Genomic DNA, 19,074 nt, shown 5'->3' on the forward strand with positions numbered 1-19,074 from the left:
CGGCCCGCTCACTCGCCGCGCAGCGCGTGCAGCTGGTCCAGGAACCACTGCTGCGGCGGCAGCGCGGTGGCCGCGGCGGCCAACCGCTTGGTGCGGTCGGCCCGTTCGGCCTCCGGCATGGTGAGGGCGCGGTGCAGCGCCTCGGCGGTGGCGATCACGTCGTAGGGGTTCACCACCACCGAGTCCTCGCCCAGCTCGGCGTGGGCGCCGGCCTCCCGGGAGAGCACCAGGGCGCAGCCCGCGTCGGAGACCACCGGGACCTCCTTGGCGACCAGGTTCATCCCGTCCCGGATCGGGTTGACCAGGGCCACGTCGGCCAGCCGGTAGGCGGCCAGCGAGCGCGGGAAGTCGTCGTTCACGTGCAGGATCAGCGGCTGCCAACCCGCCGTCCCGAACTCGTCGTTGATCTCCTGGGCGGTCCGCTGCACGGCGGCGGTGTACTCGCGGTACTCCGGCAGGTCGTGCCGGGAGGGGTAGGCGAAGGCGACGTGCACCACCCGGTCCTGCCACTCGGGGCGGGTGCGCAGCAGGTGCCGGTAGGCCAGCAGACCGCGGACGATGTTCTTGCTGAGCTCGGTGCGGTCCACCCGGACGATGGTCCGACGGTCGCCGACGGCCTCCCGGAGGGTGGCCAACCTGGCGTCCACGTCCGGCTGGTGGGCCCGCTCGCGGAGGAAGTCGGCGTCCGCGCCCAGCCCGTGCACCCCCAGTGCGGTGGTCCGCCCGGCGTGGGTGACGGTGAGTGCCGCGCGGTCCACGACGGCGCCCAGCACCGCCTCGCAGCAGTCCGCGAAGGCCAGCGCCCAGCGCCGGGTGAGGAAGCCGGCCCGGTCGGCGCCGAGGATGCCGGTGAGCACGTCGGCCGCCACGTCGTCCGGCAGCAGCCGGTAGTACTCGGGCGGGGCCCACGGGGTGTGCGAGAAGTGACCGATCCTCAGGTCCGGCCGCAGCTCGCGGAGCAGGGCAGGGGCGAGCGAGAGGTGGTAGTCCTGCACCAGGACCGCGGCGTCCGGAGCGGCCTCGGCGGCCAGGGCCTCGGCGAAGGCGGTGTTGTAGGCCCGGTAGGAGTCCCACTCGCGGCGGAAGCGGTCGTCGAAGACCGGTGCCACCGGGGTCTCGTACAGCAGGTGGTGGACGAACCAGAGGGTGGAGTTGGCCACCCCGTTGTACGCCCGGGCGAAGGTGCCGGGGTCGATGTCGAGCATCCGGACGGCCTGACCGCCGACCTGGTGCCCGGCCAGGTCGAGCCGGCCGTCGGGGGCCTGCCGGGCGGCGGTGCGGTCCGCCTCGGAGAGGGCGGCGCACACCCAGACGGCGGACGGGTCGTCGATCGCGGAGAGCCCGGAGACCAGCCCGCCGCCGCCTCTGCGCAGCGTCAGCGACCCGTCGTCCTCGGCGGTGAAGGACACCGGCCCCCGGTTGGAGGCCACCAGGATGGGGGCGGCCCCGGTCTGATTCGAACGTTCGGTCGCGAGATCGGCCATGTCACCAACCTTGCCTCGCACCCCCGGGGGCAAACCAGTCGGCACACGGGGGCTCACCGTCGGTGGTACTCCGGCACGGTCACCATCGGCGGCCGCTCCAGTGCGCCGACCGGATGGGTGTGGGCGGTGAACTCCCGGCTGGCCGGGTCCCGGGTGAACTGGGTGAGCAGCGGACGGACCAGGTCCTGCGTGCTCTTCAGCCGGTCGGTCCGGTCCAGCCGCTCCAGCGCGGTGCGGTAGATCGTCGCCGCCATCCGCCCGAGGGCCTGGCCGTCCTGGTGCCGGTGGTGCCGCACCCCGACGTCCACCTGGGCCAGCGCGTCCAGCCCGGCCAGCTCCAGCGCGTCCACCAGCAGGCCGAGCTCCACCCCGTAGCCGGTGGGGAAGGGCAGCCGCTCCAGCAGGGACCGGCGGGCCGCGTACTCGCCGCCCAAGGGCTGGACGAATCCGGCCAGTTGGGGCCAGTGGAGGTTCAGCAGGGGGCGCGCCACCAGCTCGGTGACCCGCCCGCCGCCGGCCGGGACGACGGCCCCGTCGGTCTCCAGTGGCCGGTCGTACATCGCCTTCACCAGGTGGATCGACGGGTCGGTCAGCAGCGGCCCGACGATCCCGGAGACGAAGGCCGGGTCGAACTCGCGCAGGTCCGCGTCCACGAAGCAGACGATCTCCCCGGAGGTGGCCAGCAGCGAGCGCCAGAGCACCTCGCCCTTGCCCGCCACCGCCGGCAGCCGGGGCAGCACCTCGTCCCGGTGCACCACCCGGGCGCCGGCCTCCGCCGCGATCCGGGCCGTGCCGTCGGCCGAGCCGGAGTCCACCACCACCAGCTCGTCCACCAGCGGCAGACGCTCCATCAGCTCGCGGCGGATCACCCGGACGATCCCGCCGACGGTCGACTCCTCGTCCAGGGCCGGCAGCACCACGCTGATCGTCCCGGCCGGCCCCGCCGCCCGCTTGGCCGCAAGCAGTGCCTCCAACGGCCGGTCGCCGGCGCTCCAGGAGCGCCGGCACAGCCAGTCGGACACCTCCGGCAGCAACTCCTCGGCAGGGTCGGACGGCTGAGGCTGGTCGGGCACTGTCTCGTCTCCTCGCGCTTCGCATCTCGTACCTCGGACGGCCGGTTCCCGCTCCGGCGCCTTCGGATACAGTCTTCGTACTGCGGTCAGACCTTCGCACGTCGGGGTCGGCCGGAGAGCAGGACCACAACTTCACAGAGCTCATCCAGAGGGACTGAGGGAACGGCCCGTTGACGTCCCGGCAACCTTCTCGCGCGATCAGGCCCATCTGCGGCCACGGCGGGACAGGTGCCAATTCCGGCCTGTGGCGCGACCGCGTCACGGGGAAGATGAGGAGAGAGGCCTCCGCCACCATGGCTACCGCTGTTTCCGCCGCACCCACCGTCGACCTCGGGCCCGCCGACCAGCTGTCCTGTCGCGAGTGCGGCACCAAGTTCCCGCTCGGCCCCAGCTTCGCCTGCCTCGAGTGCTTCGGCCCGCTGGAGATCGCCTACGACTTCGGCTCCGCGGACGCCGAGGCGCTGCGCAAGCGGATCGAGGCCGGCCCGGCCTCCATCTGGCGCTACGCCCCGCTGCTGCCCGTCCCGGCCGACGTGGCCTCCAAGCCCAACCTCAACCCGGGCTGGACCCCGCTGGTGAAGGCCGACAACCTCGGCCGCGAGCTCGGCTTCACCGCCCAGCTGCACGTCAAGGACGACTCGGGCAACCCGACCCACTCCTTCAAGGACCGCGTGGTGGCCTGCGCCATCGAGGCGGCGCGCGCGTTCAACTTCACCACCCTGTCCTGCTCCTCCACCGGCAACCTGGCCGGTGCGGTGGGCGCGGCGGCGGCCCGGGCCGGCTTCAAGTCCTGCGTGTTCATCCCGCACGACCTGGAGCAGGGCAAGGTCGTGATGGCCGGTGTCTACGGCGGCGAGCTGGTCGGCATCGAGGGCAACTACGACGACGTGAACCGCTTCTGCTCCGAGCTGATCGGCGACCCGGCCGGCGAGGGCTGGGGCTTCGTCAACGTCAACCTCCGCCCGTACTACGGCGAGGGCTCCAAGACCCTGGCGTACGAGATCTGCGAGCAGCTCGGCTGGCGCCTGCCGGAGCAGATCGTCATCCCGATCGCCTCGGGCTCCCAGCTCACCAAGATCGACAAGGGTCTGCAGGAGCTGATCAAGCTCGGCCTGGTCGAGGACCGGCCCTACAAGATCTTCGGCGCCCAGGCCGAGGGCTGCTCCCCGGTCTCCGCCGCCTTCAAGGCCGGCCGCGACGTGATCAAGCCGGTCAAGCCCGACACCATCGCCAAGTCGCTGGCGATCGGCAACCCGGCCGACGGCCCGTACGTGCTGGACATCGCCCGCCGCACCGGCGGTGCGGTGGAGGACGTCACCGACGCCGAGGTGGTCGAGGCCATCAAGCTGCTGGCCCGCACCGAGGGCATCTTCGCCGAGACCGCGGGCGGCGTGACCATCGGCGTGCTGAAGAAGCTGGTGGAGACCGGGCAGCTCGACCCGGCCAAGGAGACCGTGGCGATCAACACCGGTGACGGCCTGAAGACCCTGGACGCCGTCTCCGACGCCGGTCTGACCGCCACCATCCGCCCGACCCTGGAGTCCTTCCGCGCGGCCGGCCTGGCCTCCGCCTGATCCCCCCTCAGCACCGGTTTAGGAGTACCCCCATGAGCGCCACCGTCCGCATCCCGACCATCCTGCGCACCTACACCGGCGGCGCCGCCGAGGTGGCCGCCGAGGGCGCCACCCTGGCCGCCGTGATCGCCGACCTGGACGCCAACCACCCCGGCATCGCCGCCCGGGTGCTGGACGACGCCGGCAAGCTGCGCCGCTTCGTGAACGTCTACGTGAACGACGACGACGTGCGCTTCGCCGAGGGCCTGGAGACCGAGATCAAGGACGGCACCAGCATCTCGATCATTCCGGCCGTGGCCGGGGGCTGCTGAACCGGCTGCTCCGCAGTACGGCGCAATCGACGGGCCGTCACCGCGACCGGAACGAATGATTCCGGTTATTCGGTGGCGGCCCGCCGCATGTCGCGGTGAATTTCCGTCAGGTGCCAGGGGGTAGAGTGCGGAGTCGGATCGGAGGTTTCGAATCCCGTCCGGCGGTACGGCTGAGTCGTGCACGCAGGGCCCGTCCGTCGGTTGAGACGTCGGGCGCCCGCGGTGGGACGGGAAGTGTCAGGCCAGCGTCAGGAATCTGACAGCGTCTCCTCCCGATTGGTCCGCTATGCCCGGAGCGAATTGCCGCTCCCTGAGGCTTTCCTCCCGTCACATCCCTTTCGTCACACGGTGAATTCGGCGAAGTTGACCCTGTTGCAGAGGGCGTCTGTCCGGATACATTCAGCGGCGGTCGGCGCGTTCAAGCAATGACCGCGGCTACGCCCAGGGGGGGTTCCCTCGGGCGTGTGCCGGTACAGACCTGGGTCCGCATCCTGTGGACCCGCGAAGGGCCAGCACAGCACAAGGGGAGTTCGGAATGGCTCAGGGCACCGTCAAGTGGTTCAACGCGGAGAAGGGCTACGGCTTCATCGCGGTCGACGGTGGTGCGGACGTGTTCGTCCACTACAGCGCGATCCAGATGGACGGCTACCGCACCCTCGAGGAGGGCCAGCGGGTCGAGTTCGAGATCTCCCAGGGGCAGAAGGGCCCGCAGGCGGACATGGTCCGCGCGGCGGTCTGACCTTCCGCACCTGCGGACCTCGGCTCGGCTTCGGGCTGGCAGTCTCCACGCTTCGCCGGCAGGCCCGTACGACACCACGTCGTACGGGCCTGTCGTCGTGTGCGCGCGGGGCGGCGGCGCGGGTGCCCGTATCACGATTGGGCTTGCACTCGATACCCGAGAGTGCTAATCATTGGCGTTAGCACTCACAGCATGAGAGTGACAACGGACCGGGTCGGTGAGGCCCCCGGGAGCGGTAGGGGACAAGACCCCCGCACACCAGGGCCGTCCGTCGCGGGCGCCCTCCGGTCCGGCGCAGTCGACGTGTCCTGGAGGACCACTTCCGATGGCCAAGATCATCGCTTTTGACGAGGAAGCTCGCCGCGGACTCGAGCGCGGCATGAACCAGCTTGCCGACGCCGTCAAGGTGACGCTGGGCCCCAAGGGCCGCAACGTCGTCCTTGAGAAGAAGTGGGGCGCCCCCACGATCACCAACGACGGCGTCTCCATCGCCAAGGAGATCGAGCTCGAGGACCCGTACGAGAAGATCGGCGCGGAGCTCGTCAAGGAGGTCGCCAAGAAGACCGACGACGTCGCGGGTGACGGCACCACCACCGCCACCGTGCTCGCCCAGGCGCTCGTCCGCGAGGGTCTGCGCAACGTCGCCGCCGGCGCCAACCCGATGGCCCTGAAGCGCGGCATCGAGAAGGCCGTCCAGGCCGTCTCCGACCAGCTGCTGGCCCAGGCCAAGGACGTGGAGACCAAGGAGCAGATCGCCTCCACCGCCTCCATCTCCGCCGCCGACACCCAGATCGGCGAGCTCATCGCCGAGGCGATGGACAAGGTCGGCAAGGAAGGCGTCATCACCGTCGAGGAGAGCAACACCTTCGGTCTGGAGCTCGAGCTCACCGAGGGCATGCGCTTCGACAAGGGCTACATCTCCGCCTACTTCGCCACCGACCTGGAGCGGATGGAGTCCTCCTTCGAGGACCCGTACATCCTGATCGCCAACTCCAAGATCGGCTCGGTCAAGGACCTGCTCCCGCTGCTGGAGAAGGTCATGCAGAGCGGCAAGCCGCTCGTCATCATCGCCGAGGACGTCGAGGGCGAGGCCCTGTCGACCCTGGTCGTGAACAAGATCCGTGGCACCTTCAAGTCCGTCGCCGTCAAGGCCCCGGGCTTCGGTGACCGCCGCAAGGCCATGCTCGGCGACATCGCCATCCTCACCGGTGGCACCGTCATCTCCGAGGAGGTCGGCCTCAAGCTGGAGAACGCCGGTCTCGACCTGCTGGGCACCGCCCGCAAGGTGGTCATCACCAAGGACGAGACCACCATCGTCGACGGTGGCGGCGACAGCGACCAGGTCGCCGGCCGCGTGAACCAGATCCGCGCCGAGATCGAGAACTCCGACTCGGACTACGACCGCGAGAAGCTCCAGGAGCGCCTGGCCAAGCTCGCCGGTGGCGTCGCCGTCATCAAGGCCGGTGCCGCGACCGAGGTCGAGCTCAAGGAGCGCAAGCACCGCATCGAGGACGCCGTCCGCAACGCGAAGGCCGCCGTCGAGGAGGGCATCGTCGCCGGTGGTGGCGTCGCGCTGCTGCAGGCCGGTGTCGCCTTCGACAAGCTGGAGCTGACCGGCGACGAGGCCACCGGTGCCAACATCGTGCGCGTCGCGCTCGAGGCCCCGATCAAGCAGATCGCCACCAACGCCGGCCTCGAGGGTGGCGTCGTCGTGGAGAAGGTCCGCAACCTCGAGTCCGGTTGGGGCCTCAACGCCGCGACCAACGAGTACGTCGACCTGATCGCCGCCGGCATCATCGACCCGGCCAAGGTCACCCGCTCCGCCCTCCAGAACGCCGCCTCCATCGCGGCGCTCTTCCTCACCACGGAGGCCGTCATCGCCGACAAGCCGGAGAAGGCCGCCGCGGCCGCCGGCGGCGGCATGCCGGGCGGTGACATGGACTTCTGATCCTCCCGAGGATCGGCAAGCTCCGGAACGTCCGTCAGGGCGGTCTCCCCTCACCGGGGAGGCCGCCCTGCGGCGTTTCACCGACCCGGGGGACCGCAGTGGCGGCCGGACGGACCTGACGGAGAGCCGCCCGGTCACTCGTCCGGTCCGGTTCCTGCGGCGGGTGGGGGAGGGGACAATGGGGGGATGAGTTCCGATGGCATCGAGAGTGCGCTGCACGCGGCGCGGGCGTTGATCTTGGCCGATCTGACGGCGCGTGACGTGGCCGATCCGCAGGTGGTGTCGCTGGTGGAGGAGGTGCTCACCAAGCGGCGGTGGTGGGTGGAGCAGTGGCCGGACGGGGTGGAGTACCTGGCGGGGCTGGTGGCGCAGGACGTGCAGGACGCGCTGCTGGAGGGGTACGGACGGTGGCCGGTGTGCCGGTCGTGCGCGGCCGAGGGGGATCCGCACGCGCTGGGCGTGGAGCCGGAGTTGGGGCCGGAGCCGCACTGGGTGTGCGGCAAGGAGGGCGTGGCGGTGGCCCCGGTGGGGGCGCTGACGTGATCCTGGTCGACCCGCCCACCTGGCCGGGGCACGGGAAGTACTGGTCGCACCTGGTGAGCGACGTCTCGTACGCGGAGCTGCACGCCTTCGCGGAGCGGCTGGGCGCCCCCGCGAGGGGCTTCGAGCGGGACCACTACGACATCCCGGCGCACTGGTACGAGAAGGCGGTGGCCCTCGGCGCGGAGCCGGTCGGCAGCAAGGAGCTGGTCGCCCGCCTCAGCGCGGCGGGCCTGCGCCGCCGCAAGGCGGACGTCCGGGGCCCGCGCCCGGCCTGACGGCCCGTCGGACCGCCCTGCCGACGGCTCGGTCGGCGCGGCGGGCCCCGAGGTTCGCCGGATCTCTCCGGCGGCCCCGCCCCGTCCGACGGCCGGCGACGGCCCGCTCCCGGGGGCACCGGCCCTCGCCGGCCCTCGCCGGGTCCTGGTCCGCGCGGCCGGCGGCCGGCCGGCCCGGCGTCAGCCGCCGAGCAGCAGCAGTTCGCCCCCGAGGTTGCGGCGGGCGGCTGCGTCGTAGCGTTCGCGGGCCTCGGGGGTGCGGTAGAGCGCGGGCAGGTCGAGGAGTTGGCGCAGGATCGCCGCCCGGCCGGCCCGGAAGGCGTCCTCGGGGACGAAGGCGTACTCCTCGCGGACGGCGGCCGCGTAGGCGGCGTACTGCTCGGGGGTGCCGCCGAGCACCGCGAGGTCGGCGTCGCAGAGGACCTCGCCGTTGCGGTCGCCCTCTGCCGGGTGGTGGCCGACCGTCAGGCGGACCAGGCGGGCCACCTCCTCGACCAACTCCCCGCCCAGGCCCGCCTCCTGCAGGGCGCGGACGGCCAGTGCCGCGGAGCGCTCCTCGTTCTCGGAGCGGTCCGGCCGGTACACCGCGTCGTGGAACCAGGCGGCCAGCCGGACGGCGTCGGCGTCCTCCGCGTGCCCGGCCAGCTCGTCGACCACGTCCAGCACCGCCGCCAGGTGGGCGGTGGTGTGGTAGCGGCGCTGCGGTTCGGCCCAGCGGCCGAGCAGGTCCTCGGCGTACGGGCCGGGGTCGGCGGTGGCGCCGCAGCGGGTGAGCAGGTCGTGCCAGCGGGCGGAGAGCGAGGCGGTCATGACGGTCATTCTGCTCCTCTCCGGCCGGTGTGATCCAGACTATATGCCGTTCACCGACTTATGTCGCACACTTGAGTCATCGGCGCGCGGCGGCTATACATACTCGGTATGCAAGACGTTCCGTCGTCCCGAGGGGGAGCCATGTCCGGATCCGGATCACACACAGGGGCCGTGCTGCGGCTGGAGGGCGTCGGCCGCGTGCACGGCAAGGGCGCCGCCGAGGTGCACGCGCTGCACCCGATCGACCTCGAGGTGCGCGCCGGGGAGTTCCTGGCCGTGATGGGGCCGTCCGGCTCCGGCAAGTCGACGCTGCTCGCGCTGGCCGGCGGCCTGGACCGGCCGTCCACCGGCCGGGTGCTGGTCGAGGGCACGCCCTTGGAGGGCCTGAGCCGGGCCGGGCTGGCCGACGTCCGCCGCCGTTCGGTGGGTTACGTGTTCCAGTCGTACAACCTGATCCCGTCCCTGACGGCGGCCGAGAACATCGCGCTGCCACGGGAGTTGGACGGCATCCCGGCCCGCACGGCCCGCGCCGAGGCGCTGGTCGCGCTGGAGGAGCTGGGCATCGCCGAGCTGGCGGACCGCTTCCCGGAGGAGATGTCGGGTGGTCAGCAGCAGCGGGTGGCGATCGGCCGGGCGCTGGCCGGCGAGCGCCGGCTGGTGCTGGCCGACGAGCCGACCGGTGCGCTGGACACCGCGACCGGGGACGCCGTGCTCGCCCTGCTGCGGGCCCGCTGCGACGCGGGGGCGGCGGCCGTGATGGTGACCCACGACCCCTCGCACGCGGCCTGGGCGGACCGGGTGGTCTCGCTGCGCGACGGCCGGATCGTCGACGAGGCCGTGCGCGCCCCGCAGTCGGCGGGGGCGGCCCGATGAGCTCCTGGCGTCCGCTGCTCAGGATGGCCCGCCGGGACGCGCTGCGGGCCAAGGGTCGCAGTGCGCTGGTGGCGGCGATGATCGCGCTGCCGGTGCTCGGCGCGACCGGGGTGGACGTGGTCCACCGCTCCACCCAGCTGACCGCCGCCGAGCGGTCCGACCGGCTGATGGGCCGGGCCGACGCGCTGATCGGCGCGTACGACCTCGGTCGCGTGGTCGAGCAGGCGGTGTTCCCGGCGGACGGCGTGCGGGTGCTGCCGCAGCGGCCGGATGTGCCGTCGACCCCCGAGCAGAAGCGGGCCGTGTCCGCCGAACCGACCGATCTGCTGGGCGAGTTGCTCCCCAAGGGCAGCGTGCTGACCCCGGCCAGGACCGGCCCGGTCGCGGTGGTCGGGAGCAAGGACGGGATGGCCTCGGTCGAGACCTTCGAGGCCGATCTGACCGGGCGGCTCTGGCAGGGCCGGCTGGACCTGGTCTCCGGCCGGGCGCCCGCCGCCGCCCACGAGGCGGCCGCCACCGAGGGCTTCCTGGCGGCCACCGGCAAGCGGATCGGCGACACCGTGACGGTGCGCGGACTGGAGTCCACGCCGTTCGTGCTGACCGGCACCGTGGAGCACCCCGGCGACCTGAACAAGACCGAACTCGTCGCCCGCCCGGGCGAGTTGTACCAGCCGCTGGACGCCGCCCTGGCCGCGGCCGGGGTCGCCCCGAAGACCGAGAGCGCCGAGCAGGCCGCCGCCCGGAAGGCCGCCTGGCTGGTCACCCTGCCCGCCGGGGCCACCCTGGGCTGGGACCAGGTCACCGAACTCAACCGGCACGGCTACACCATGGCGAGCCGTCAGGTGGCGGCCGACCCGCCCGCCGCCGCGATGGCCCAGGAGGAGGCGGTCGACGCCCAGGGCGAGCGCGAGCGCCGGGTGATGACCATCGCCGTCACCGCCGCGATGGCGCTGCTGGAGGTCGCCCTGCTGGCCGGCCCGGCCTTCGCGGTCGGCGCCCGCCGGGCCCGCCGCCAACTCGCCCTGCTGGGCGCGGCCGGCGGTCGCCCCGGTCACGTCCGCACCGTGGTGCTCGGCGGCGGTCTGGTGCTCGGCGCGGTCGGCGCCGCGGCCGGCGGGGTGCTCGGCATCCTGCTGGTCTCCGCGCTCCGCCCGCAGATCGAGGCCTGGGGCGGCAGCCGCTTCGGCACCCTGACGATCCGTCCGTCCGACCTGCTGCTGATCCTGCTGGTCGGCGTGGTCACCGCCCTGGCCGCCGCCCTGCAACCCGCCCTCCAGGCCGGACGCCGCGAGGTGCTGGCCGGGCTGGCCGACCGTGACCCGGTGCGCCGCTCCGGCCGTTGGGTGCCGCTGGCGGGCCTGGCCCTGGGCGTGGCCGGGGCCGCACTGGCGATCGGCGGGGCGGTGCTCGCGCCGGTCGGCGGGATGCCGGTGCTGGCCGGGCTGTCGGTCCGGACCCTCACGGTGCTGGGCGGCGGCGTGCTGGCCGAGCTCGGGCTGCTGCTCGTCACCCCGCTGCTGCTGGCCGGGCTCGGGAAGCTGGCCCGCTGGTTCCCGGTCGGCCCCCGGCTGGCCCTGCGGGACGCCTCCCGGCACCGCTCGCGGACCGCCCCGGCCGTCGCCGCGGTGCTCGCCGCGGTGGCCGGCGCCGTCGCGGTCGGTGTGCACACCTCCGGCGCCGAGGCCCAGGACCGGGCCGGCTACCGGATGCTCCAGCCGGCCAACTCGGTCCGGGTCAACCTCTACGGTGACCAGGACGCGATGCCGCAGCTGCGCACCGCCCTGCCCCAGGACCTCCCCGAGCTGGGGGAGCGGGCGGACCTCTTCCAGGCCGAGTACAGGTTCTGCGACACCTGCAGCTCCGTCGTGCAGGCCAAGGGCCCCGACCGCTTCGGCCGGGGCGGGCTCGACCGGGCGGTGGTCGGCGACGCCGCCGTGCTGCGCAACCTGCTGGCCCTGCACGACCCGGCCGCCGAGGCCGCGCTGGCGGCGGGCAAGGCGGTGGTGACCGATCCGGCGTACCTGCACGACGGCAAGGCCGAGCTCCAGATGCAGGGCGCCACCATGGAGTACAAGACCGTCCCGGTGGACGCCGTCCTGGTCGACCTCCCCGCCGGACAGCGCTACGTGCCGCTGGTGATCGGCGAACGGACGGTCCGTCAGCTCGGCCTGGCCGTCGCGCCCACCGGGGTGATCTGGCGGCCCGCCGGACCGGTCACCGAGCGCGCCGAGCAGCGGGCCGCCGCCACCGTCGCCCGGCTCGCCCCGCACTCCGAGTTCGTGGTGGAACGCGGCTTCCGGGCCAAGGACGGCGTGATGCAGATCGCGATCGCCGGCTTCGCGGCGGTCGTGGTGCTCGGCGCCGCGCTGGTCTCCACCGCGCTGGCCGCGGCGGACGCGCGGCGCGAGCGCGCGGTGCTCTCGGCGGTCGGGGCCCGGCCCCGCACCCGGCGGACCGTCGCCGGCCTCCAGGCCGGACTGATCGTGCTGCTCGGCGCACTGCTCGGTACGGTCAGCGGCTTCGTCCCGGCGTACGCCCTGCTGCGCTCCCGGGTGGCGGGGGTGATGGGCGCACCGCCGGTCCTCAGCCCGTCCGACGTCCCGTGGACGAGCATCGCCGTCCTGGCCCTGGCGCTCCCGCTGCTGGCGGGACTCCTTGGAGCAGCGCGCCGCGACGCCTGACCCTCCGGCAGCCGAAAGTGGTCACCCTGGGGGCGCGAGGAACTGCGCGAGTGCGGAAGGCGGCTCACCTGCAACTGAGGGCACGTCAGCCAGTTGCAGGTGCTGCCGTTCCCCTGCGCGCAGTTCCCCGCGCCCCTGAGGCCCCTGCGGGGCCACCGGCCTCCGGCTGCGGCAGGGGTGGCGCGGATAGGCAGTCCGGCGATATATGTAGGTGCATGACCGAACGTGCCATGCAGGAGCCCACGCTGCTGCTGCTCACCGCCCTCGCCGACGCCCCTCGGCACGGATACGCGCTGATCCAGGAGATCGACGCGATCTCCGGGGGCCGGGTGAAGATGCGCACCGGGACCCTCTACGGAGCGCTGGACCGCCTGCTCCAGCAGGGCCTGATCGAGGTCTCCGCGGAGGAGGTCGTCGACGGCCGGGCCCGCCGCACCTACGCCCTCACCGACGGCGGGCGCGGCGTGCTGGCCGCCGAGGCCGAGCGGCTGCACACCGTCGCGACGGAGGCGCGCCGCCGCCTCGGGGGCGTCGCCGCGCCGAAGGGGGCGACGGCATGAGCGTCGCGCTGCGCACCGCCCTCGCGCTCTACCCCGCCCGCTACCGCCGGGACCGGGGGGACGAGCTGGCCGAGGTGTTCGCCGACGTCACGGCGGGGGCCGGCCGGCTGGCCACGGCCCGGGAGGCGTTCGACCTGGCGGCCTACGGTCTGCGGATGCGGACGGGTCTGACCGACACCGCGCTCGGCGGCCGGCTGCTCGCGGCGGGCGCCCCGCTGCTGGCGGGGGCGCTGGTCGGTCTGAGCGTGCTGCCGGGGATCGGCGACGAGCGGGCGTTCCGGATGGGGCAGGCGGCCCGGTCGGGTCTGCACGCCCCCTGGGGCGAGCTGACCGGGAACCTCGCGCTGCTGGGTCTGGCCGTCGTCCCGGTGCTGCTGGCGCTGGCCGCCGCCACCGGTGCCTGGCGGGCGGCCCGGACGCTGGGCGTGGTGGTCGCGCTGCTCGCGGTGGTCCGGCTCGGTGATCTCGCGGCCGGGCTGTGGGGGTCGGACGGCTGGGACGCCTGGTTCTTCTGCTACGGCGCCACCGCGGTGGTGCCCCATCTGGTGGGCGGGGCGATGGTGGCCGCGGCCCCGGCCGCGCTGCTGGACGGACGGGGCCGGGCCGACCGGCTGCTGATCCTGGCCGGGGCCGCCGCCGGGTTCGCCGTGACCCGGGCCCAGGGGGGTTACAGCACCCGCAACCTGATGGACGGTTGGTGGCCGGTGGCGCTCCTGCTGGTCCCGTTGGTGCTGCTGCTGTTCGCCGCCCGGGACAGGCTGCTGCCCGCGGCCGTGGGTCTGGCGGTGCTGCCGCTGACCGCCGCGTTCAGCCTGTTCTCGCTCTGGGAGCAGGTCGGCGGCGTGTGGCGGCTGGCTCCGGCGGCGCTGCTGGTCGGGGCCACCCTGCTCCTGGCGGCCCGGCTGCTCGCGGGCGGGCGACGAGCCGGGGTGCCGGTGCTCTGACCCGGCGGACGGACGGACGCGGGATGCGGGCCCGCCGGGCGGTGCGGATGCCCGGGGCTGTCTCCTTGGTAGGGCCGGGCGGGCGCCGCCGGGGCGCGCACCTCGCCGGCTTCTCGTCAGTCGCCGATGCTCCGCATGGACTCCCTCCTCGGCGCCGCCGAGGCACGCACCCCAACGACGCCCGCTGGTCCGGCCCTACCAAGGAGACAGCCCCGGGTCCAGGTCCCGCCGCCCGGCGGGCCCTTCCGTTTACCGTGCAGGGGGCTCGCCCAGTGGCCTCCGGATGTGGCAGGGTTAGCGATATGTCTAGACCAATGTTCGAAGTGATCGCCCTGACGGTGCAGGACGCCCAGGCGGCCGAGGCGGGCGGGGCCGACCGGCTCGAACTGGTCGCCGACATGGCCGCGGACGGTCTGACGCCCGCCCTGGCCGACTTCGCCGCCATCCGCGCCGCCGTCTCCATCCCGCTGCGGGTGATGCTCCGGATCCGCGACGGCTTCACCCCCGGCAGCGTGGACGAGCTGCGCGAGCGTGCCGCCGCGCTGCGCGCCGAGGGCGCCGAGGAGTTCGTGCTCGGCTTCCTGGACGCCGAGGGCGCGGTCGACCTGGCCGCCACCACGGCCGTGGCGGAGGCGGTGGCCGGGTGCCGTTGGACCTTCCACCGCGCGATCGACCACAGCGCCGACCGGGACGCCCTGCGCGCCGCCGTCGCTGACCTGCCCGGCCTGGACACCTTCCTCACCTCCGGTGCCGCCACCGGTGTGACGGACGGTCAGGAGGTGCTGGCCGGCGAGCTCGCCAAGGCCGGTGACCCGGGCTACCGCCAGCGGATCCTGATCGGCGGCGGCCTGCGGGCCGAGCACGTCCCGGGCCTGCGCGCGGCCGGTTTCGACGCCTTCCACGTCGGCGGCCCGGTCCGGGCGAACGGCTGGGACACCCCGGTCGACCCGGCCAAGGTCGCCGAGTGGCGCGCCCTGATCGACAGCTGAACCACCCCTGATCGACGAGGGCCCGGAGCGCTGCGCTCCGGGCCCTCTCGCGTGCGCCTCAGCCCAGTTCGGCCGGCAGCGGTTCGGCGTGCACCACCGCGAGCCCGGAGACGGCGCGGGTGAGCGCGACGTACAGGCGGCGCAGCCCGGTGCGCAGGTCGGGCTCGCCGGCCACCACGGCGGCGGGCTCCTCCAGGACCACGTAGTCGTACTCCAGGCCCTTGGCCAGCGAGGCCGGGACGAGGGTGAGGCGGGCCTCGGCGCTGGTCTCGGTGCCGGGGTCGAGGAAGGGGAGGCCGGCCTCGGTGAGCAGCTCGCCGAGGGCGTCGATCCGGGCGTCGGCGGCGATCAGGCCGGTGGATCCCTCCCGTTCCAGGGCGGCCCGGCAGGCCTCGACCACGGCGGGGTCCAGCGCCTCGGGGGAGACCCGGGCGATGGTCAGCGAGCCGGGGGCGTCGCGGACCGAGGTGGCGGGGGCCAGGCCGGGGGCGATGGCGGGCAGCAGCCGGGAGGCGTAGGCGATGACCTCCTCCGGCACCCGGAAGCCCTTGGTGAGCTCCTCCACGTGGGCGCCCTCCTTGCCCAGGTGGTGCAGGGCCTCGGCCCAACTCCCGGTCGCCCAGGGGGTGGTGCCCTGCGCGAGGTCCCCCAGCACGGTGGCCGAGCCGGTGGAGCAGCGGCGCCCGACCGCCCGGTACTGCATGGGGGAGAGGTCCTGCGCCTCGTCCAGCACCACGTGGCCGAGCGAGGGGGTGCGCCGCACCAGGTCGGTGGTCTCGTCGACCAGCACCGCGTCGGCGGCGGTCCACGGGGCGGTCCGCACCGAGCGTCCCGGCTTGGGCCAGAGCACCACCGCCTGCTCCTCCTCGGTGAGGATCCCCTCCGCGCAGGCGGCCAGGAAGGCGGCGTCGGAGAGCAGCCGGTGCACCAGCTTGGCCGGGTCCACCGGGGGCCAGCAGGCCTTGACCGCCGCCTTCACCTGCGGGTTGCGGGCCACCGCGTCCTGCACCCGGTCGTCGGGGGCCTCGCCGCCCTGCTCCATCTTGAGCAGCACCGCGTGCGCGATCCGCTGCGGCAGCGCCTCGCCGGCCGCCCCGTAGCGGATCTCCCGGCTGGTCAACTCCTCGACGATCTCCGCCAGTTCGTACGTCGGCAGCCGCCAGCGCCGGGAGCCGCGCTGCACCACCAGCGGCTCGGTGGGCAGGGTGATGCCGGAGCGCACGGCCCGCCGCAGCACCTCGGCCATCCGGGCGTCGCCCTTGACCGAGGCCGCCTCGGCGGAGTCCTCGCCGCGCACCTCGACGTGCTTCACCAGCTCCTGCACGGTGGCCTGGGCGACGTCCAACTCGCCCAGGGCGGGCAGGACCTGCTCGATGTAGTGCAGGAAGGAGCTGTTCGGCCCGACCACCAGGGTGCCGGACTTGGCGAGGCGCTCGCGGTGCGCGTAGAGCAGGTAGGCCACCCGGTGCAGGCCGACGGCGGTCTTCCCGGTGCCGGGCGCCCCCTGGACGCAGATGGTGCCGCCGATCTCGGCCCGGACGATCTCGTCCTGCTCGGGCTGGATGGTGGCCACGATGTCGCGCATCGGGCCGACGCGGGGCTTCTCGATCTCGGCCGCGAGCAGGGCGGAGGCGGTGTCGGTCTCCGCCGGGTCGGACAGGTTCTCGTCCTCGTAGGCGGTCAACTCCCCGCCGGTGTAACCGAACCGGCGCCGCTTCTCGACGTCCAGCGGCTCGGTGCGGCTGGCCCGGTAGAAGGGCTGGGAGACCGGCGCGCGCCAGTCGATCACCATCGGGTCGCCCCCGGCGTCGTGCACGTGCCGGCGCCCGATGTAGAAGCGCTCGCCCTTGCCGCCCTCGGCCAGCTCCTCGCTGATCGCGTGCAGGTAGTCCAGGCGGCCGAAGAACAGCGGGGTGTGCGCCATGTCGGCGAGCGCGGCGATGCGCTGCTCCACCTGGCGCTGGAGGACGGCGGCGGAGACCCAGGTCCCCGTCACGTCCCGCAGGTCCAGCGATTCGGCGTCCTCGCGCATCGCGCGCAGGGCCGCGCGGGAGGAGGCCAGGTGGTCGCGTTCGAGCTGGAGCGGATCGGCCCCGAGGGGAGCGGCCCCGGGAGAAGCGGCGGTGTGCACGGCAAACCTTCCCGGCCACCTCGTGGTGGCGGATCGTCGTTGGCTCACGGTGGGCCGCCCGGTTTCCGACCGGGACGGGCTCCCACGGCTGCCGCGACGACGGCACCACGGTTCGGGAGGGGGCAAGACCGGAGATCCTAGACCCGCCCCCGGCCGCGATGCCAATCATTTGCTCGGGGTTCACCCGGAGCCCGGTCCCCCCGAGGTCGGGGGCCGGTACGCCGGAAGGACGAGAGCGGAGCGCCCTGCGGGCTGACGCCCGGGGCGCCGGGCGGTCCCTACCGTGGAGGCATGAACAGCACCCGGCACACCCACCGCCCCGTCGCCCCCGGCCGCCGCCGCAGCCCGTTCGCCGCGGCCGTCCGCAACGTCGGGATCGCCCTCGACACCGCCGCCCGCGTGGTCTTCCTCGGCCGCGACGGCGTCAAGTACTGACGACCGGTCAGAGCCTCAGAGCACGTCGTCCGCGTCCACGATCCGGTACGCGTAGCCCTGCTCGGCCAGGAAGCGCTGGCGGTGCGCCGCGAAGTCCTGGTCCACGGTGTCCCGCGCCACCACCGAGTAGAAGTGCGCGGAGTGCCCGTCCGCCTTCGGCCGCAGCACCCGGCCCAGCCGCTGGGCCTCCTCCTGCCGGGAGCCGAAGGTCCCGGAGACCTGGATGGCGACGGTCGCCTCCGGCAGGTCGATGGAGAAGTTGGCCACCTTGGAGACCACCAGCACGCTGATCTCCTTGGACCGGAACGCGTCGAACAGCTTCTCCCGCTGCGCGTTGCTGGTCTCGCCCTTGATCACCGGAGCACCGAGCACCTCGCCCAACTCGTCCAGCTGGTCGATGTACTGACCGATGATCAGGGTCTGGTCCTTCTCGTGCTTCTTGACCAGCGCCTCCACCACCCGCCGCTTGGTCGCGGTGGTGGCGCAGAAGCGGTACCGCTCCTCGGGCTCGGCGGTCGCGTACGCCAGCCGCTCCGAGTCGGTGAGCGTCACCCGGACCTCGCAGCAGTCGGCCGGGGCGATGTAGCCCTGCGCCTCGATCTCCTTCCACGGGGCGTCGAAGCGCTTCGGCCCGATCAGCGAGAACACGTCGCCCTCCCGGCCGTCCTCGCGGACCAGGGTGGCGGTCAGCCCGAGCCGGCGCCGGGCCTGCAGGTCGGCGGTGAACTTGAAGACCGGCGCGGGCAGCAGGTGCACCTCGTCGTAGACCACCAGGCCCCAGTTCCGCGCGTCGAACAGCTCCAGGTGCGCGTACACGCCCTTCCGCTTGGTCGTCATCACCTGGTACGTGGCGATGGTGACCGGGCGGATCTCCTTCTTCGTCCCGCTGTACTCGCCGATCTCGTCCTCGGTCAGCGAGGTGCGCTTCACCAGCTCGTGCTTCCACTGCCGGGCCGAGACGGTGTTGGTCACCAGGATCAGCGTGGTCGACTTGGCCTCGGCCATCGCCGCCGCGCCCACCAGCGTCTTCCCCGCGCCGCAGGGCAGCACCACGACGCCGCTGCCGCCGTGCCAGAAGCCCTCCACCGCCTGCTGCTGGTACGGCCGCAGCTGCCAGCCGTCCTGGTCCAGCTCGATCGGGTGCGCCTCGCCGTCCACGTACCCGGCGTGGTCCTCGGCCGGCCAGCCCAGCTTCAGCAGCACCTGCTTGATCTGGCCGCGCTCCGAGGGGTGCACGACCACGGTGTCCGGGTCGATCCGCTGGCCGACCAGCGGCACGATCTTCTTCGACCGCAGCACCTCCTCCAGCACCGGCCGGTCGGTGGTGGTCAGCACCAGGCCGTGCACCGGGTGCTTGGACAGCTGCAGCCGCCCGTACCGGGCCATGGTGTCGGCCACGTCCACCAGCAGGGCGTGCGGCACCGGGTAGCGCGAGTAGTTCACCAGGGCGTCCACCACCTGCTCGGCGTCGTGCCCGGCGGCCCGCGCGTTCCACAGGCCGAGCGGCGTCACCCGGTAGGTGTGCACGTGCTCCGGCGCCCGCTCGAGCTCCGCGAACGGCGCGATGGCCCGTCGGCAGTCGGCGGCCTTCGGGTGGTCGATCTCCAGCAGCAGCGTCTTGTCGCTCTGGACGATGAGCGGTCCGTCGTTCACGCGGGAAGTCCTCCGGTTCTCGGGCGCAGACCTTCCAGTGTCCCGCATGCG

17 protein-coding genes and 1 riboswitch are annotated in these 19,074 nt (G+C 73.5%); of the genes, 12 read left to right on the forward strand and 5 right to left on the reverse strand.

All coding sequences use genetic code 11. The annotated features are described in order from the left end of the window. Positions 1–8 precede the first annotated feature (8 nt). On the reverse strand, positions 9–1,484 hold the full coding sequence (locus ABD946_RS14860) for an alpha,alpha-trehalose-phosphate synthase (UDP-forming) (protein ID WP_345283701.1): 1,476 nt from the start codon (positions 1,482–1,484) through the stop codon (positions 9–11). Positions 1,485–1,537: 53 nt separating this feature from the next. Beyond that, positions 1,538–2,518 (reverse strand): glucosyl-3-phosphoglycerate synthase, encoded by a 981-nt coding sequence (locus ABD946_RS14865; RefSeq protein ID WP_345283964.1) that lies wholly within the window; start codon positions 2,516–2,518, stop codon positions 1,538–1,540. A gap of 177 nt (positions 2,519–2,695) precedes the next feature. After that, positions 2,696–2,833, forward strand: a riboswitch (SAM riboswitch). 17 nt (positions 2,834–2,850) lie between these two features. Here ABD946_RS14865 and thrC point away from each other — a divergent pair. The 6 genes from thrC (at position 2,851) to ABD946_RS14895 (ending at position 7,947) form a co-directional block, all read left to right on the forward strand. Then, positions 2,851–4,131, forward strand: coding sequence for a threonine synthase (gene thrC, locus ABD946_RS14870; RefSeq protein ID WP_345283703.1), 1,281 nt, complete (start codon positions 2,851–2,853; stop codon positions 4,129–4,131). Between the two features lie 32 nt (positions 4,132–4,163). Further along, positions 4,164–4,442: a ubiquitin-like small modifier protein 1 gene (locus tag ABD946_RS14875; protein WP_345283706.1), complete on the forward strand. Its 279-nt coding sequence runs from the start codon at positions 4,164–4,166 to the stop codon at positions 4,440–4,442. 535 nt (positions 4,443–4,977) lie between these two features. Continuing rightward, positions 4,978–5,181: a cold-shock protein gene (locus ABD946_RS14880; RefSeq protein ID WP_030289665.1), complete on the forward strand. Its 204-nt coding sequence runs from the start codon at positions 4,978–4,980 to the stop codon at positions 5,179–5,181. Between the two features lie 325 nt (positions 5,182–5,506). Beyond that, positions 5,507–7,129, forward strand: coding sequence for a chaperonin GroEL (gene groL / locus ABD946_RS14885; protein WP_345283708.1), 1,623 nt, complete (start codon positions 5,507–5,509; stop codon positions 7,127–7,129). A gap of 186 nt (positions 7,130–7,315) precedes the next feature. Continuing rightward, a complete protein-coding gene (locus ABD946_RS14890) occupies positions 7,316–7,672 on the forward strand; it encodes a hypothetical protein (protein WP_345283710.1) in 357 nt (118 codons plus the stop codon). Next, positions 7,669–7,947 carry a DUF4031 domain-containing protein gene (locus tag ABD946_RS14895; RefSeq protein WP_345283712.1) on the forward strand — a complete coding sequence of 93 codons (279 nt, stop codon included), beginning with the start codon at positions 7,669–7,671 and terminating at the stop codon, positions 7,945–7,947. The genes ABD946_RS14890 and ABD946_RS14895 overlap by 4 nt, the downstream gene beginning before the upstream one ends. 180 nt (positions 7,948–8,127) lie before the next feature. Here ABD946_RS14895 and ABD946_RS14900 read toward each other — a convergent pair whose 3' ends face one another. Further along, positions 8,128–8,766, reverse strand: coding sequence for an HD domain-containing protein (locus tag ABD946_RS14900; protein ID WP_380149448.1), 639 nt, complete (start codon positions 8,764–8,766; stop codon positions 8,128–8,130). A gap of 132 nt (positions 8,767–8,898) precedes the next feature. Between ABD946_RS14900 and ABD946_RS14905 the strand changes: the two genes are divergently transcribed. The 5 genes from ABD946_RS14905 to ABD946_RS14925 all read left to right on the forward strand — a co-directional run bounded on the left by ABD946_RS14905 (position 8,899) and on the right by ABD946_RS14925 (position 14,804). Further along, positions 8,899–9,630, forward strand: a complete 732-nt coding sequence (locus tag ABD946_RS14905; protein WP_345283714.1) for an ABC transporter ATP-binding protein — start codon at positions 8,899–8,901, stop codon at positions 9,628–9,630. After that, on the forward strand, positions 9,627–12,311 hold the full coding sequence (locus tag ABD946_RS14910; RefSeq protein ID WP_345283716.1) for an FtsX-like permease family protein: 2,685 nt from the start codon (positions 9,627–9,629) through the stop codon (positions 12,309–12,311). Before ABD946_RS14905 ends, ABD946_RS14910 begins: the two co-directional genes overlap by 4 nt. Before the next feature lie 215 nt (positions 12,312–12,526). Continuing rightward, positions 12,527–12,871 (forward strand): PadR family transcriptional regulator, encoded by a 345-nt coding sequence (locus ABD946_RS14915; RefSeq protein ID WP_345283718.1) that lies wholly within the window; start codon positions 12,527–12,529, stop codon positions 12,869–12,871. Next, the gene (locus tag ABD946_RS14920) at positions 12,868–13,815 is read left to right on the forward strand and encodes a hypothetical protein (protein WP_345283720.1); all 948 of its coding nucleotides are present in this window, start codon (positions 12,868–12,870) and stop codon (positions 13,813–13,815) included. The genes ABD946_RS14915 and ABD946_RS14920 overlap by 4 nt, the downstream gene beginning before the upstream one ends. Positions 13,816–14,129: 314 nt before the next feature. Continuing rightward, positions 14,130–14,804, forward strand: coding sequence for a copper homeostasis protein CutC (locus ABD946_RS14925; protein WP_380149447.1), 675 nt, complete (start codon positions 14,130–14,132; stop codon positions 14,802–14,804). A gap of 58 nt (positions 14,805–14,862) precedes the next feature. Here the strand turns inward: ABD946_RS14925 and ABD946_RS14930 are convergent, their stop codons facing one another. Next, positions 14,863–16,935, reverse strand: coding sequence for a HelD family protein (locus ABD946_RS14930; RefSeq protein WP_345283724.1), 2,073 nt, complete (start codon positions 16,933–16,935; stop codon positions 14,863–14,865). Between the two features lie 291 nt (positions 16,936–17,226). On the opposite strand from ABD946_RS14930, the gene ABD946_RS14935 reads away from it, so the two are divergent. Further along, entirely contained in the window at positions 17,227–17,370 is a 144-nt protein-coding gene (locus ABD946_RS14935) for a hypothetical protein (protein WP_345283726.1), read from the forward strand. Positions 17,371–17,385: 15 nt separating this feature from the next. On the opposite strand, the gene ABD946_RS14940 is transcribed toward ABD946_RS14935, so the two are convergent. Beyond that, positions 17,386–19,023, reverse strand: coding sequence for a DNA repair helicase XPB (locus tag ABD946_RS14940; RefSeq protein WP_345283728.1), 1,638 nt, complete (start codon positions 19,021–19,023; stop codon positions 17,386–17,388). Positions 19,024–19,074 lie beyond the last annotated feature (51 nt).

The organism is Kitasatospora albolonga (assembly GCF_039535905.1).
GTDB classification, from domain to species: Bacteria; Actinomycetota; Actinomycetes; order Streptomycetales; family Streptomycetaceae; genus Kitasatospora; species Kitasatospora albolonga.